This is a genomic window from Blautia fusiformis (genome assembly GCF_020686995.1).
Taxonomy (GTDB): Bacteria; Bacillota; Clostridia; order Lachnospirales; family Lachnospiraceae; genus Blautia_A; species Blautia_A fusiformis.
Genome location: NZ_JAJEPT010000011.1, coordinates 23,462 through 38,415 on the forward strand (window position 1 = coordinate 23,462; position 14,954 = coordinate 38,415).

The 14,954-nt window shown below is 44.3% G+C and carries 12 protein-coding genes; all 12 read right to left on the reverse strand.

What is annotated here, in order from left to right:
- Window positions 1-25 precede the first annotated feature (25 nt).
- Window positions 26-562 (reverse strand): nitroreductase family protein, encoded by a 537-nt coding sequence (locus LKD46_RS10310; protein WP_015525501.1) that lies wholly within the window; start codon window positions 560-562, stop codon window positions 26-28.
- A gap of 232 nt (window positions 563-794) precedes the next feature.
- On the reverse strand, window positions 795-1,727 hold the full coding sequence (locus LKD46_RS10315) for a DMT family transporter (protein ID WP_227574097.1): 933 nt from the start codon (window positions 1,725-1,727) through the stop codon (window positions 795-797).
- A 4-nt stretch (window positions 1,728-1,731) separates the two neighbouring features.
- Window positions 1,732-2,823 (reverse strand): hypothetical protein, encoded by a 1,092-nt coding sequence (locus LKD46_RS10320; RefSeq protein WP_227574098.1) that lies wholly within the window; start codon window positions 2,821-2,823, stop codon window positions 1,732-1,734.
- The gene (locus LKD46_RS10325) at window positions 2,804-3,538 is read right to left on the reverse strand and encodes a class I SAM-dependent methyltransferase (RefSeq protein WP_092072118.1); all 735 of its coding nucleotides are present in this window, start codon (window positions 3,536-3,538) and stop codon (window positions 2,804-2,806) included. Before LKD46_RS10325 ends, LKD46_RS10320 begins: the two co-directional genes overlap by 20 nt.
- 146 nt (window positions 3,539-3,684) lie before the next feature.
- Window positions 3,685-5,658, reverse strand: a complete 1,974-nt coding sequence (locus tag LKD46_RS10330; protein WP_227574099.1) for a bifunctional metallophosphatase/5'-nucleotidase — start codon at window positions 5,656-5,658, stop codon at window positions 3,685-3,687.
- A 37-nt stretch (window positions 5,659-5,695) separates the two neighbouring features.
- Window positions 5,696-6,109: an EamA family transporter gene (locus LKD46_RS10335; protein WP_227574100.1), complete on the reverse strand. Its 414-nt coding sequence runs from the start codon at window positions 6,107-6,109 to the stop codon at window positions 5,696-5,698.
- Window positions 6,110-6,167: 58 nt separating this feature from the next.
- The gene (locus LKD46_RS10340) at window positions 6,168-7,382 is read right to left on the reverse strand and encodes an AI-2E family transporter (RefSeq protein ID WP_334303263.1); all 1,215 of its coding nucleotides are present in this window, start codon (window positions 7,380-7,382) and stop codon (window positions 6,168-6,170) included.
- On the reverse strand, window positions 7,382-10,003 hold the full coding sequence (locus LKD46_RS10345) for a cation-translocating P-type ATPase (protein WP_227574101.1): 2,622 nt from the start codon (window positions 10,001-10,003) through the stop codon (window positions 7,382-7,384). The genes LKD46_RS10340 and LKD46_RS10345 overlap by 1 nt, the downstream gene beginning before the upstream one ends.
- A gap of 373 nt (window positions 10,004-10,376) precedes the next feature.
- A complete protein-coding gene (locus LKD46_RS10350) occupies window positions 10,377-11,912 on the reverse strand; it encodes an APC family permease (protein ID WP_227574102.1) in 1,536 nt (511 codons plus the stop codon).
- Window positions 11,913-11,939: 27 nt separating this feature from the next.
- Entirely contained in the window at window positions 11,940-12,275 is a 336-nt protein-coding gene (locus tag LKD46_RS10355) for a P-II family nitrogen regulator (protein ID WP_015525489.1), read from the reverse strand.
- A 113-nt stretch (window positions 12,276-12,388) separates the two neighbouring features.
- The gene (locus LKD46_RS10360) at window positions 12,389-13,516 is read right to left on the reverse strand and encodes an iron-containing alcohol dehydrogenase family protein (RefSeq protein ID WP_227574103.1); all 1,128 of its coding nucleotides are present in this window, start codon (window positions 13,514-13,516) and stop codon (window positions 12,389-12,391) included.
- Window positions 13,517-13,534: 18 nt separating this feature from the next.
- Window positions 13,535-14,872, reverse strand: a complete 1,338-nt coding sequence (locus LKD46_RS10365) for an aminotransferase class III-fold pyridoxal phosphate-dependent enzyme (protein ID WP_227574104.1) — start codon at window positions 14,870-14,872, stop codon at window positions 13,535-13,537.
- Window positions 14,873-14,954: the final 82 nt, after the last annotated feature.

Consider the following 14,954-nt stretch of genomic DNA (forward strand, 5'->3'; position numbering starts at 1 on the left):
ATGTACCGGGCATTTCTTCTATTATTTAATAAAATCTCACAATATCTTCCACATCTTTACGTTTCGGTCTTGCAGGCTCTTCAGCTGCTTTTCCGATGGCGATCACTGCCATTACCGTTTCTGTTTCCGGAATGGAAAGGATCTCACGGAGCTTGTCTCCAGCACGAAGTCCCATGATCAGGGTTCCATATCCAAGCTCCTTTGCCTTCAGGATCAGATTCTCGTTCTGAAGTCCCAGATCATAGCAGCCCCAGCCGTTTCCGAGTTCATTATCCGGTGTTCCGTCTTTCTGAAATCCGGCATGGTTATGTACAAAGGTTGTAACGATCAGGGAGGCATTCTCTGCTTTTGCCTGGTTCATTTCCGGCAGACATTCTCTGCTGACCTTCTCCACCATCTCTTCGGACATTACACAATAATATCTTCCGGTCTGGGAGTTTTTCCAGCTGGGTGCTTCCTGAGCGGCCCGGATCACTGCAAGAAGATCTTCTTTTGTGATCCTGCTCTCCGGGCTGTATTTACGGATGGTCCTTCTCTCTTCGATCAGTTTCTGAAATTCCATATTTTTCCTCCTTACTGTCCGGTGCCGGATCTGCTTCCGGATCCTGCAGTTATTCCGGCATGGATTTTTATGTTCACACTTTTTATGGAGCTATTTTAACACAATGCCGTATTGAAATCAATTTTCAAAACTCCGGCATCGTTACTGTTCATTCTGCGACCGTTACTGTTTACTCCGTTCTCAGCAACACGCTTCAAAAAATATTGCCTGGGGACAATAACTGCAATACCACTTATGAAGATTTTTTTTGATTTACCACATAAATTCCCACACAGACAAGAAACAGTGCGATGAGACTTCCCATATTAAATGCCTGACGTACCTCTCCCAGAACCAGTGCAGACAGTATCACACTGAACAAAGGATTTACAAAGCCAAAGATCGCTACCCTGGATACATCATTCCAGGCAAGCAACACTGACCACAGTGTATAGGCCACCGCAGACACCATTGCCAGATAAAAGATAATCCCAATACCGGCGGCATTTACCACTCCGAAATGTCCTCCCATCCCTTTTCCGATCAGGAACAGAATGATCCCGCCCATGGTAAACTGCGTTCCGCTGAGTACCACCGGAGATACCTTTCTGGAAAAAATATTGATCAGCACCGTGGACATTCCGTAAGAAAACTGCGCGATCAGAATAAATCCTTCTCCTGTAAGCCTAAAACCTGCATCCAGAGAATTTCCCATGAGATTGATCACGACCACGCCGGCAAAACCCAGGATACAGCCAAGCATCTTTCGCCCGGTCATTTTTTCCTTGTGAAAAACAAGGCAGGACAGCAGGATCGCAATAAAATTCCCAAGACCTGTGATAATAGCGCCTTTTACACCGGAGGTATGTGCCACACCTATATAAAAGAAGAAATACTGACATACCGTCTGAGCCATACATACCGGCACCGCATATTTCAGAACAGTTCGATCCGGAAGCAGAACCCTGCGCTCACGCAAAGATGCAAAAATCAGTACAAGGATTCCTGCCAGTGCAAAACGCACTCCTGCAAAAACGATCTGACTTGCCGTATCTGCAGAATCCATCTGCATCAGACGGTATCCTGTCTTGATCAGCGGGATCGCACTCCCCCAGAGAAGACAGCAGACGCAGGCAAGCGCTGCCACCACCCAGGTTTTTTTTAATATTGTTTTTGTTTGTTCCATTTGTTTATTCTCTCTTTCTCAAAACTTCTTCCATCTGACTGATCACAGCTTTTATTTCATTTATTGCACTGATACTTACGTCCCGGAAATCAAGCTTTTTCCCCTTTCCGTATAATTCCGCCTCATAAGCGCTGGCTTTCTCTTCATCTTTATCCTTGTATCGGGCTTTTCCGATCAGCCAGGCACTGGAATCCGCACAGTCCGGATATTCCGTATTTCCCCGGATCAGAAAATCCTCTGAAGCTTCCGTCAATGCTGTTTTCAGTTTTTCTGCTTTATCCAGAAATTCTTCCGTTGTCTGCGGATAATGTTCTTTTATATAGAGGAGATTTTTATGAATACAGGTGGCACTTTTTTCCATTAGTTTCCGTTCTTCCGGATCTTTGAAATTATCATATTCCCCAGGCCGGACTTCCCATCCGCGGATGGATTTGCTTAATTCCATCAGCCAGTATACATGACGGGAAATATCGTCCGGAAACATAAAATACGTAGAAAATTCATGATCGATCATAGGTGCAAGACTTATGATCCCGCCATCTTTATCACAGAGAAATGCTACATTTTCATAATGATAATTCTGGTCTCCCTTCAGGACAGAGATCAGTACCTGCATGGCAAGCTGTTCCGCCATTTCCTGATGCTCCTGCAAAAAATCAGCTTCAAAAATATCTCTATAATCATAAAACATCTGGCAATAGTTTACATAATTATCTATATCTACCTTTTCATCCGGATATTTCCTGAAAAACTCCAGAAGATTCAAAAGGGATTCCCCTTCTTTATAGGCCATGGGTACTGCCGTTCCGTAGTCAAGATATTTTTCATTTACTGCCTCATACCCTTCACAGATGGCCAGTTCATACCTGGGCGCAGGCATAAAATATTCATTAATGATCGTTGACCAGAACACCTCTGCATAAGCATACAGTGGCGTGGAAAATGGTTTGGATTTCGTCAGTGGTTTGAAAATCATATTTCCAGGAAATATGGGGAAATGTTTTTCCCCGCTTACCACGCCTACAGCTTCAGACTTAAGATTTCCGATTCGATTTTTGTATTGATAGTGTCTGACTTTATAATACATAGCAGTCATATCGTATTGCCTTCCCCTTCAATGTATAAGACGGCTCCCGGCCGGCAAGACATTCACTTTTCAGCGGACGCTTGACGATGATCTTATCCGGATTTGCTCTGATAGCTGCATCAAAAAGATCCTTTTCCCCGGAACACGGTGGTTCCAGCTTCTGGATCAATTGAAGTTTCTTGTTGATCAGGCTGGATTTCTGTCTTGCCGGAAACATGGGATCCAGATAGATCACGTCTACAGGATCAAGAAGCTTTGACATACCTTCTACACTGTTTCCCTCGATCACCTTCATACGACCGGCAATATCTTTCAGATCCATATTTTTCTTGGCACGGCGAATGGCATCTTTAAGAAGGACTGCGATTACCGGATTCTGCTCGTACAGCGTCACTTCATAGCCCTGGGCTGCCAGAAGAAAGGCATCCTCACCCATTCCGGCCGTAGCATCGATGGCCTTCCTTCCCTCCTTATCTGACTTCACCGCCTTCACCAGCATCTCATGCTGAAGTCTGCCTCTGGTAACTCTGTGAAGCATCGTCTCCACAAAATCCCCCTGATAGGTCAGCCCGAAACCGGACAGCGAAACGCCCCTGGAATCAAACCGCACCGTCAGAAAATCTCCCGGCTTATCCTGAAGCTGCGCTCCGGTCCTCCTGCAAAAGGCTTCCGCCATATCTCTCTGTCCGCCCTTTCCAAGACAGACTGCGATTTTATCATTCATTTCCCGATTCTCTCTTTCATGACTCTTTTTCATAAGCTCTTTCATTCTACAATTTTACAAAAGAAATTGCAATTCATCTCAAATAAAAGCTGTCGCTTTGCAATCTATTAATCGCTAAAGCGACAGCTTTCTTCTCAGCCGTATATTTATTTTGAATTTTTCTTTCCTTTTCTGACTTTGATCCTGCGGATCATCATTCGGATCAGAAATACCACAAGCACAATGATCACGATAAAGATCAGACAAATACCTGCGATCATTGCCGAAAACTTATTCGGCTGCTTCACCAGATCAATGATATTTCTGCTGTCCTCCACAACCTTACGTCCATGTGTCGTCTCATAATATTCCGGCACATTGGCAATTCCGTCGCTGTCTGTATCCTCAAAGGACTGCATATATCTTGCGATCGCATCCCAGGCCTTTAATTCCCTGTCATCCTCCATGATCGCCTGATCTTCCAGATTTTCAATGGGATTCCCATCCCTGTCCTTCGGTTCAAGAGACAGCAGTCCATAGGACATTTTCATCACAGAACCAAGCATCTGGCCGGTATACAGATCTGTCACGACATGATACAGCTTATCATCCTGGATTTCGATCCGTTCTCCGTCTGCCCTGGTGAGATAACAATCCGTCACCTTATTCAGGATCATCCGATGTGGATTGTATGCAAAATTCAATCCACTGCAATATAACCTTGCCGTTGTCATAAAATCCGATACAGAAGCGTCCACCTCCGCTACCAGCTTCAGCTCTTTTCCGGTCAGGTATGCACTGATCAGCGGATATCCGGCAACACCGTCCTTTCCGATCCCCAGTGAAAAGGAATTAAAAACATCCTCTACTGTGATATCGCCCTTTGTGTATGTGTCCCGCACGGTTCCGCTTGGAACAACGGCTACATCAACCGGATCACCATCATAATACTCGGAATTTTCCACTGCATATATGTATGCATCGGACATGATATCACCAAGATTCAACTCTTCATGCTTCGTGCCCATTTCTTCCAGACTGTTGAATTCAACATCATTTTCAGCAAGAACCTCTTCCCTTGTATAGCCGAAATCGGCAAGATAATTCTTATCTACCGTATCCATCAGGGCATCGATCTGTTCCTGTGTCGCCTGGTCCGGTTTTACATCCTCAGAAACAGGGATCAGCTCATAGGATGTCAGCTCCCACCGTCCGTCCTGTTTCTGTGTCATGGAAAGTGATCCCAGATTTCTTCCGTATTCGCCGCAGGATACGATATATGTGTTCCCATGCTGAATTGCCTCTTTCAGCTCTGTGTGCGTATGTCCGCTGATGATCAAGTCGATATCCGGCACCTCTTTTGCAAGGATCTCATCCTCCGATTTGTTCTCATCCTCCCAGGTTCCTCCATGGGACACACAAGCGATCATATCCACTTTTTCATTTTTTCGGATCTCTTCTACCGTCTGTTTTACGGCCTCAACCGGATCCTTGAACTTTAATTCACAGGTCGGTGCACATTCCAGGGCATCCTTACCGAACACACCGACTACCGCAGCCTTTACATCTCCTTTTTGAACTACTACATAATCCTTCACACCGTAGGCTTCAAATGCCGACCGGATCTGCTTCTGACCATCGCTTAATCCATCCTGCTCCATGCTGTCCCAGTCCACGTTGCACACTACCAATGCCGGCACTGTCTCACCAGAAGTCTTCGCAGCCTCCAGCATATTTGCCAGTCCCTTTGAACGATAATCATATTCATGATTTCCCAGAGTCGTCACATCATACCCCAGATATCCCAGCATCCGAAGCTCTGCCGCCTCCGTTTCGTATACGGTCTGGATCAGGGTTCCCATGGAAAAATCGCCGCCATCCAGCACCAGGGTGTCCGGATTTTCCTGCTTCTTTTCATCGATCAGGGTTTTGATCCTTGCAAATCCGCCAACTTCTTTTTGCTCTCCATCTACGATGGTTGAAAAGCTGTTCAAATGCGAATGTGTATCATGGCTGAACAAAACATCGATCTGTTTTGCCTCGGCTGCTTCCACCGGAACATTCCATGCAAGAGGAAGCAGCAATGCCGCAATAATCATGATCGCCAGCAGCTTTGCTGAAACTTTCTTTCGTGTTTTCATAACACTCTCCTTTTGTATATAGTTTTCTTATGCATTTTTACAAAACCATCAATAATGTTCCCACACCGATCAAAATACATCCCATCATCGATCTTGCTGTGAATTTCTCATGCAAAAAAATAAATGCCAGTACCAGTGTGATCACGACACTCAGCTTGTCTATCGGCACAACCTTCGATGCATCGCCTATCTGCAGGGCACGATAATAGCATAACCACGAAGCACCCGTTGCCAGACCTGAAAGGGTCAGAAACAGCCAGCTTTTTTTGCTGATCGCTGCGATCCCGCCCTGGGTATTTGTGAGGAAAACCATTCCCCACGCCATAACTAGCACCACCATCGTTCGAATCGCTGTTGCAAGATTCGAATTAACACCGGCAATACCTATCTTGGCCAGTATGGAGGTCAGCGCCGCAAATACAGCAGACAGCAAGGCAAACACAAACCACATAGTAACTCCCCCCTTAAATATAAGATTTTCTTAACTATCCCAATACAAGTCCATCATATCATTTCCCCTCTGATATGTCACTATTTACAATTTCCTCCGCCGTATATTCCTCTATTTCTGTCTTTGTCACCTGTTTGATATGCTTTTTTTTCAGGCGCAGATATACAAATTCCCGAAAGATAGTATAGAACACGGAAAGCAGCGGAATGAAAACAAGCATACCTACAATTCCCATAAGGTTTCCGCCGATCGTAACTGCTGCAAGAACCCAGATCGACGGAAGTCCTACGGATTCACCCACAACATGAGGATAGATCAGATTTCCCTCGATCTGCTGCAGCACCAGAAATACTATAATAAATAAAATTGCCTGTTTCGGATTTACCATAAAGATCAAAAAGCTTCCCACCGCACACCCGATGAAGGCCCCGAAAATCGGAATCAATGCGGTAAACGCAATCAAAACTCCGATCAAAAGTGCATATGGCATCCTCAAAATACTCAGTATCACAACAAACATACAGCCGAGGATCACAGCTTCCAGACACTGACCTGCAAGAAAATTCGCAAATGTCCGATAAGTCAGAGAACAAATTTTAAGAAAAGCATCTGCCTTTTTCTTTGGAAGAAAGGCAAAAAATACTTTTCGGATCTGCACATGCAGCTTCTCCTTCTGAAAAAGAACATAGCAGGCAAATGAAAATGCAATAAAAAAGGTTGCCAATCCACTGACTATGGAACCCACTGCTGACATTGTGGTATTCATCATATTTCCTGCACCATTTCCAAGAAGACTTATTCCCCACTTGATCGCCTGATCCGGATTAAACTGCACCTGATTTACCAGCTTCATGATTTCCTGGTTATTATGGGAAAATTCCCGAATCCAGCCTTGCATCTGCGGAATGAAATCAGCGATACTCATCATCAGAGTTCCCATTGTCCGCGTAAGCTGCGGAATCACCCCGAACATTACCAGTACGATTACACCAACCGCCAATATGATCGTAAGGAGCAGACTTATCGGTCTTGCCAGTTTTCCAACTGTCTTATTTTCTTTTTTTACTCTTCCGAAAATTTTCTTTTCCAAAAAGCTCATTGGCACATTTGTTATAAAAGCGATCGCCCCGCCAAGCACAAACGGAAATATAATCCCCCATATTGCTTTTAGCACGCTGAGCACCACATCGAATTTCCATAGGGCAACTACAAGAAGTGCCGTAAACACAATAAGCTCCCTGATTTTTTTTATAGATATTTTGCTTAAATCCACTATTTTTCCTCTCTTTTTTTCAATTTCATACGTATCCATTTAAGCAGCTGAATGATTGGAAGACTTGCAAACGCATACAAATATACACAGCCAAGCTGCATCAGATCCAGCGTCTCTACTTTAAACAGGAGATGAAATCCCGGAACCGTCAGTACAACGGTAATGAGTACTGCCCCAAGTGCAAATGCTCCCTGAAGCCATTTATTATTAAAGAAACGTTTTGTAAAGATAACCGGATGATCCGATTTGCAGTTGAATCCATGGAACAAACGTGCCAGACAAAGTGTTCCGAAGGCATAGGTACTGCCAAGCAGTGCACCATTCTGGTTATATCCTGTCAAAAATCCTATCATCGTCATCATACCGATCACCAGGCCTTCCAGACCGATTTTACCAAGAAAATCCTTTGTCAGTATTGACTCGTCTGCTGATCTTGGTTTCTCATTCATCACCTCACTGCTGTGCGGCTCCACGCCTAATGCGATCGCCGGAAGGCTGTCTGTCAAAAGATTGATAAACAGCAGATGTACCGGTGCAAAGGGAACCGGAAGTCCTGCAAGGGATGCACAAAGAACTGCCAGGATCGCACCAAAGTTTCCTGACAGAAGAAACTGGATCGCATACTTGATATTCTGATATAAATTTCGTCCATTTTCCACTGCTTTTACAATTGTTGCAAAATTATCATCTGTAAGCACCATTGCTGCAGCATCCTTTGCGACCTCTGTTCCGGTCACTCCCATTGCAACACCAATATCTGCCTGCTTCAATGCCGGAGCATCATTCACACCGTCTCCGGTCATTGCCACGATCATCCCCTTCTCCTGCCATGCACGGACAATACGGATCTTGTGCTCCGGTGACACTCTTGCATACACAGAAATATTCGGGACAAACTCCTTCAGCTGCTCATCACTCATATTTTCAATATCAGCACCCTCGCAGGCCTCCGACAGATCGTGTAAAATTCCGATTCTCTTTGCAATTGCAGCTGCTGTGATCTTATGATCTCCAGTGATCATGACCGGCCGGATCCCCGCTTTTATACATTCTGCAACTGCAGCCTTTGATTCTTCCCTCGGCGGATCCATCATGGCGATCAGACCAAGAAATACCAGATGGTTCTCATCTTCTGTCGTCAATACATGCTTCTCCGGAATTTCACGATAGGTAAATGCCAGTACCCGTAACCCTTCCATTGAAAATTCCTGATTCTGGCGCTGGATCTTTTCTTTATCTGCTTCTGTGATTTCCCGAACTCCGTCCTTTGTCCAAATTCTGTCTGTCAGCTCCAGAAGCCGGTCAACCGCACCTTTTACAATCATCCGGTTCTCACCATCAATTCTGTGAAGCGTTGACATCATCTTACGGTCACTGTCAAAGGGAAGCTCTCCTTCTCTTTGATAAAGCTTTCTTACACCTGCAGCCTCGATTCCGTACCGGCTGCCCAGATTGATCAATGCCGTTTCCGTCGGATCTCCGATCTCCACTCCATTTTCATTTGTTGAATCATTACATAAAATGCTGTAGTCCAAAAGACATCTCTGCGCCGGATCTGCTACATCAATTGCATCTGCTGTGATTCTTTTTCCATCAATATAATAATCCTCTACTGTCATTTTGTTCTGCGTGAGTGTTCCGGTCTTATCCGAACAGATAACAGAAACGCTTCCAAGACCTTCCACAGCCTGGAGCTTACGAATGATCGCGTGCTCCTTTGCCATCTTCTGTGTCCCGAAAGAAAGGACGATCGTCACGATGGAGCTTAAAGCTTCCGGAATCGCTGCGACTGCAAGTGCTACTGCAAACATAAATGCACTGCTGATCTTCTCACCGCGGAATACACTGATCGCAAACAGAATTCCGCAAAATATCAGGATCAGAATGGAAAGTTTCTTTCCAAAATCATCCAGATTCGCCTGAAGTGGCGTCTGTTTTTCCGAAGTCGATTTCAGAAGTCCCGCAATCTTTCCAACCTCTGTCTGCATTCCTACATTCGTTACAACCGCTCTGCCACGCCCATATGTGACAAAGCTTCCGGAAAACAGCATATTTGTCCGATCACCAAGCGGTGCTTCCTCCAAAATAATATCCATACTCTTTTCAACCGCAAGACTTTCTCCGGTAAGAGCACTTTCATCGACCTTAAGACTTGCATTTTCAATCAATCTTCCATCCGCAGGGATCATATCACCTGCTTCAAGAAGGATCACATCTCCTACAACCAGTTCTCTTGCCGGAAGCTGTACCGCCACACCATCACGCAATACTTTTGCCTCCGGACCGGCAAGCTTCTTTAAACTCTGCAGAGACTGCTCAGCCTTTACGGTCTGCACGGTTCCCAAAATCGCATTGATCGTAATAACGATCACGATAACTGCTGCACTTTCCACATCTCCAAGCATACCGGATATCACTGCCGATGCGATCAGGATCAGCACCAGAAAATCCTTATACTGTTCAAAAAAGATCTGCAAAATACTTTTTTTCTTTCCTTCTGCAAGCTCATTCCATCCGCACTTCTCTCTGGACCGTCTGACCTGTTCATCGGTAAGCCCTGATTCCCTGCTTTCCACACGCTCGAGAACTTCTCCTGCTGTCTGCTGATAAATTTCTTTCATTACCTTTGCCTCCTTTTTTGCAAATATTCACCAACTGTAATTTTTTTATGCAATAAAGGATTTTTTTGATAAAATGATATAAAAAAAGAAACCCTTATTGCATAACAAAAAATGCAATAAAAGTCTCACCATTTCCCTGCAACGCCGGATGTTTCCACCGTACTGACGACACTGCAAACGCAGATTTCCAAACGTAGGTTACTCCCCTTTATCAGATTTAATAGTATAACAGGATCGGTACCTCTGTCAAGATACTTTATAAATCACACCTTGCAAATATGATACTCCGGTAACAGAAAAACTCCCATTTTTTGAATGGAAGTTTTTCTGTTACCCTGAAAGTATTATAGGCCTGCAGCCGTTTTATTACCTTTTAAGATTTATTACTCTGATCAGCCACAATATTTCCCTGTACAACTCTTCCCTGATCTTTTCCTTTTCTCAGTCCTCGAACTACCTGCACATTTCCAAGAATCAGATAATCCATTTCTCTCTTAGTGACTTTCGCAAAATTTTTCTTTGAAACAAAATAGAAGGTAACTCCCATCAACACCCACACGATCAGTGCTGCAAAGGACTGTGGAGCCATGAATGCTGGAGAACCGGGCACGATCAGGAGCAGCAATATTACAACAGAGATCACGCAGCCGCCCATTGCTACTGCCGGATGGATTTTATTTGTATCTGTATCATCGCCATATTTTTTCAGAAGAATATAAGCACCTGCACAGGTAAAGAAATATCCGAACGCAGTACCTACGGAACACATATCTACAACCCAGCCGATCACTTCTCTGCCGAAAAATGGGCAGATACAGCAGATGATCATGGTAAACCCAACACATATGGACGGAGTTTTATGCTCCGGATGAACCTTTTCAAAAGCTGACGGAAGCATTTTTGCTCTTGCCATACCAAATAAAAGACGGCTGGATGTCATAAAGAATCCGTTCATACCGGTAAAAATTCCCATGCACACTGCCAGTGCCACAAAGCACACACCAATTTTTCCCATTGCAAGATCAAGAACTGCACCTGTATGCCATTTTACAAGAGTTCCATTCGCATCTGTCATAGTCAGAACCTGCTGCCAGGGAACAACACACTCTGTCACCAGTGCCATTGCACCATAGATCAAAGCACCTACGATCAGTGCTGAGATAATCAGCATTTTGCACTTCTGTGGTGGAAAATCATATTCTTCTGCCGCCTGTGGAATACAGTCAAATCCTACATAAAGGAACGGAGCCAATGCCAGGATAGATACAAAACCGCTTCCAAGAGACTTGCCTTCGGCTCCGTATGCCGGCTGCAAGTTTGAAGCATCAAAATGTCCTGTTGCGATCACACCAATGACTGATACAACAACCGCTGCACACATGATAAGGACCATCGCAAGCTGAAGATTTCCTACAGATTTCGCACCTTTGTAATTCATAATCCCGAAAAGTATGATAAAGAACAGGGATAATCCGACTTCACCCATATATACATCATATCCTGCAATTGTATACAGGTAACCTCTGTTAAAGACTCCAGGAAAAATATAGGATGCCAATACCGGAAGTGCCGTTGCATTCAAAGCTACAATAGACAGATATCCAAGCGACAGCATCCATCCGCATATGTACGAAGCAGTTCTTCCAAAGCCTTTATATGCATAGGCAAATTCACCACCCGCTACCGGGAATTTTGCGATCATATAAGAATAGCTGTATCCTACCACGATCATTAAAAGACCGCCTGCCAGAAATCCCAGAAACAGCGGGAGCGGTCCACCTGCACGTTCTGTCCAGAGACCACCCTGTATAAAACATCCCCATCCAATGATGGAACCGACTGCAACTGCCCAGATTGAACCAGGTCCCATGGATTTTTTTAATTTTGTTCTTTTATTTCTTTCACCCATATATATCCTCCTGCTTCATCAAGCATATCATTCATCATCATCTTCTCTGGTTTCTTCACTGATCGTATATGCCTCACTGATATCGGAAACAAAAATTTTTCCATCACCATAATGTCCATACTGTCCACTCTTTGCACTGTTAATGATAATATCTACAACCTCATCTTTTTCTTTGTCCCCAACAGTAATATACAGCATGTTTTTTGCCATTTCCTGATAAAGGACATCCCCTACCTGAATTCCTTTTTCCTTACCTCTTCCTGAAATTGCCCATTTTGAAAAAGCAAAATATCCTTCCTGCTCCAGTGCTTTGATGACGTCCATCACTTTCTCAGGTCTTACGATTGCTGTGATCAGTTTCATAATCCTTCATCTCCCATCCATAAATACAAAAAGAGCCCAGATACCAAAGTATCCGGACTCCATCGTCTCTTTCTATATTATCATTATTTTTTTCAATATTCAATCAAAATCTTTCACTTTCCGGCCAGATATCGATACATCTCATCCAGCATCTCGTCTGTGATCTCTACCGGATTGTTATAAAGGTTCGGGTGTCTGCTGATGCGAACCAGCTCCGCAATCTGATCATCATCAAGCTCCAGATCCTTCAGATCACACCGCAATCCCATTTTTTTCTTTAATTCAAGAACTGCATCCGCCATCTCTTCTGCATCTTTGAATCCAATCCTTCTGGCAAATTCCTCTACACGTTCACCACCTTCGCCTTTTGCATTGATTCTTATAAAATAATCCAGGGTCAGGCCACACGCCTCGCCATGCGGGATGTGATAAATATTGGTCAATGGAAATGAACACGCATGGGACGAAGTGGTTTTTGGTAAAGTAAACGCCAATCCTGCGATCAAAGATGCTTCGCACATTTTCTCCCTTGCTTCCTCATCATCGGGCTTCCTGTATGCTCTGTAAACATATTTAAATACCAGTTCTGCTGCATGCATCGCAAGTACATCACAGATCGGCTGATGACCTTTGCTCCAATAGCCTTCGATCGCATGGGAAAGAACATCAATTCCTGTTCCTGCCGTAACCTGCGGTGGCATTGTATAAGTAAGTTCCGGATCAATGATAGCTGCTGCCGGATAAAATCCCTCTGATACGATCGGCGCTTTTTTTCCATTTGCGTGATCCGAAAGAACTGATACACAGGTCACTTCACTTCCTGTTCCTGCAGTCGTAGGAACTGCGATCAGCGGAAGATGTTTCTCCGGCATTGCTACTCCGGTTCCATGATACTTACGGATGGAATCCGGAGTCAGAGCTACACTGGCAGCTGCTTTGGCACAATCCATGGGACTGCCTCCACCCAGTGCTACCACAAATCCGATATTTTTCTGCCGGATCACTTCCGCACAGGCATCTACCTCTGCAACGTCCGGGTTTGGAGAAACATCTCCAAAAGAAGCAACGATCATTCCTTCTGACTCTTTTATGACCTTTTCGGCAAGACCGCTTTTAAAGAAAAACGGTCCTGCCACCAGAAGGCCTCTTTCGCAGCCAAGCTCTCTGGCTATTTCTTTGATTTCTTTTACTCTACCTTTGCCGAAATGAATTTTTACCGGCTGTAGATAATCCCAGTTCATAGGCTACCTCCTGCTTTATCAGTCACAAAATTTTTCATCGACCATTGTAAGCACTTCATCAAGGATCGGGAGATACTCTTCCAGCTCCTCTTTCGTGATGATCAGTGGCGGACAGATTTCAATAAAGTTCTCACGTCCGAAAGTTGCAAAACCACGTTTCTTTAATTCTGCAAATATCCACGGCATTACCGGTCCGGGTACGCCGTATTCCTGCATCGGTTCTCTGGTTTCTTTATTCTTGACTACTTCAAGTGCACCGAACAAACCGATACATCTTGCTTCACCAATACATTTATGCTTCTTTACCATCTCATCCATAAACGGAGCAACGATCTCGTGCATCTCAGCTACATGGCCCTCGATGTCGTGTTCTTTATAATATTTCATTGCTGCTACACCAGCCGCACATGCAAGTGTATGTCCACTGTAAGTAAGTCCGCACTGAAGAACATTTTCCTCAAAATACTCCGCAACCTTTTTACTTACAATACATCCGCCCAGCTGTACATAACCACAGGTAACACCTTTTGCAAATGTAATGATATCCGGTTTCATGTCGAAATTCATAAATGCAAACATTTTTCCTGTACGGTAAAATCCTGCCATAACCTCATCACAGATCAGAAGGATTCCATATTTGTCACAAAGTGCACGAACACCTTCCATATATCCGTCTGGAGGAAGAATGACACCGTTTGCACCTACTATAGACTCCATCAGGATCGCTGCCACATTTCCGGGGCCTTCATATCTGAGCTGCAGATCCAGCGCATCCAGATATTTTTTCGTTACCTCTGCATCATCAACTCCTTTTGTATATCCGTCACGATACATCTGAGGGTTCATAAAGTGTACGAACCCATTTGCACCACCGATCTCTGCTGCATATCTTCTCCAGTCACCGGAAGCATTGGATGCTCCAAGTGTAGCTCCATGATAGCTTCTGTAGCAGGAAAAGATCTTGGTTCTTCCGGTTACCATACGTGCCATTTTTATAGCATTCTCATTGGATTCTGCTCCACCATTTGTGAAGAAAACTCTCTTGTATGTATCTGCTCCTGCTGCTTCTACAAGCATTTTTGCCAGTATGCTCTTAGGCTCGGATGCATATGCCGGTGCCATGAAGCACATCTTATCAGCCTGTTCCTTGATCGCTTCAACGATCTCCGGAAGCTCATGTCCGAGGTTGGAACACACCAGAAGTGAAGCCATATCTGCATATTTTTTTCCATCATAATCGTAAAAATAAATTCCCTCAGCTCTTTCTACCGGTAAAGTATCTGCTCCTGATCTTGCCCATGACTGCATCACATAATCTTTGTGCATCTGGGCTACTTCTTTTCCTGTTAAACTCATAATAACTTCCTCCTCTTTATCTGTAATCCAGGTTTAAATATTGTTCATTTTTGCGGTAAACAAACTTATTATTTGTTGTAGA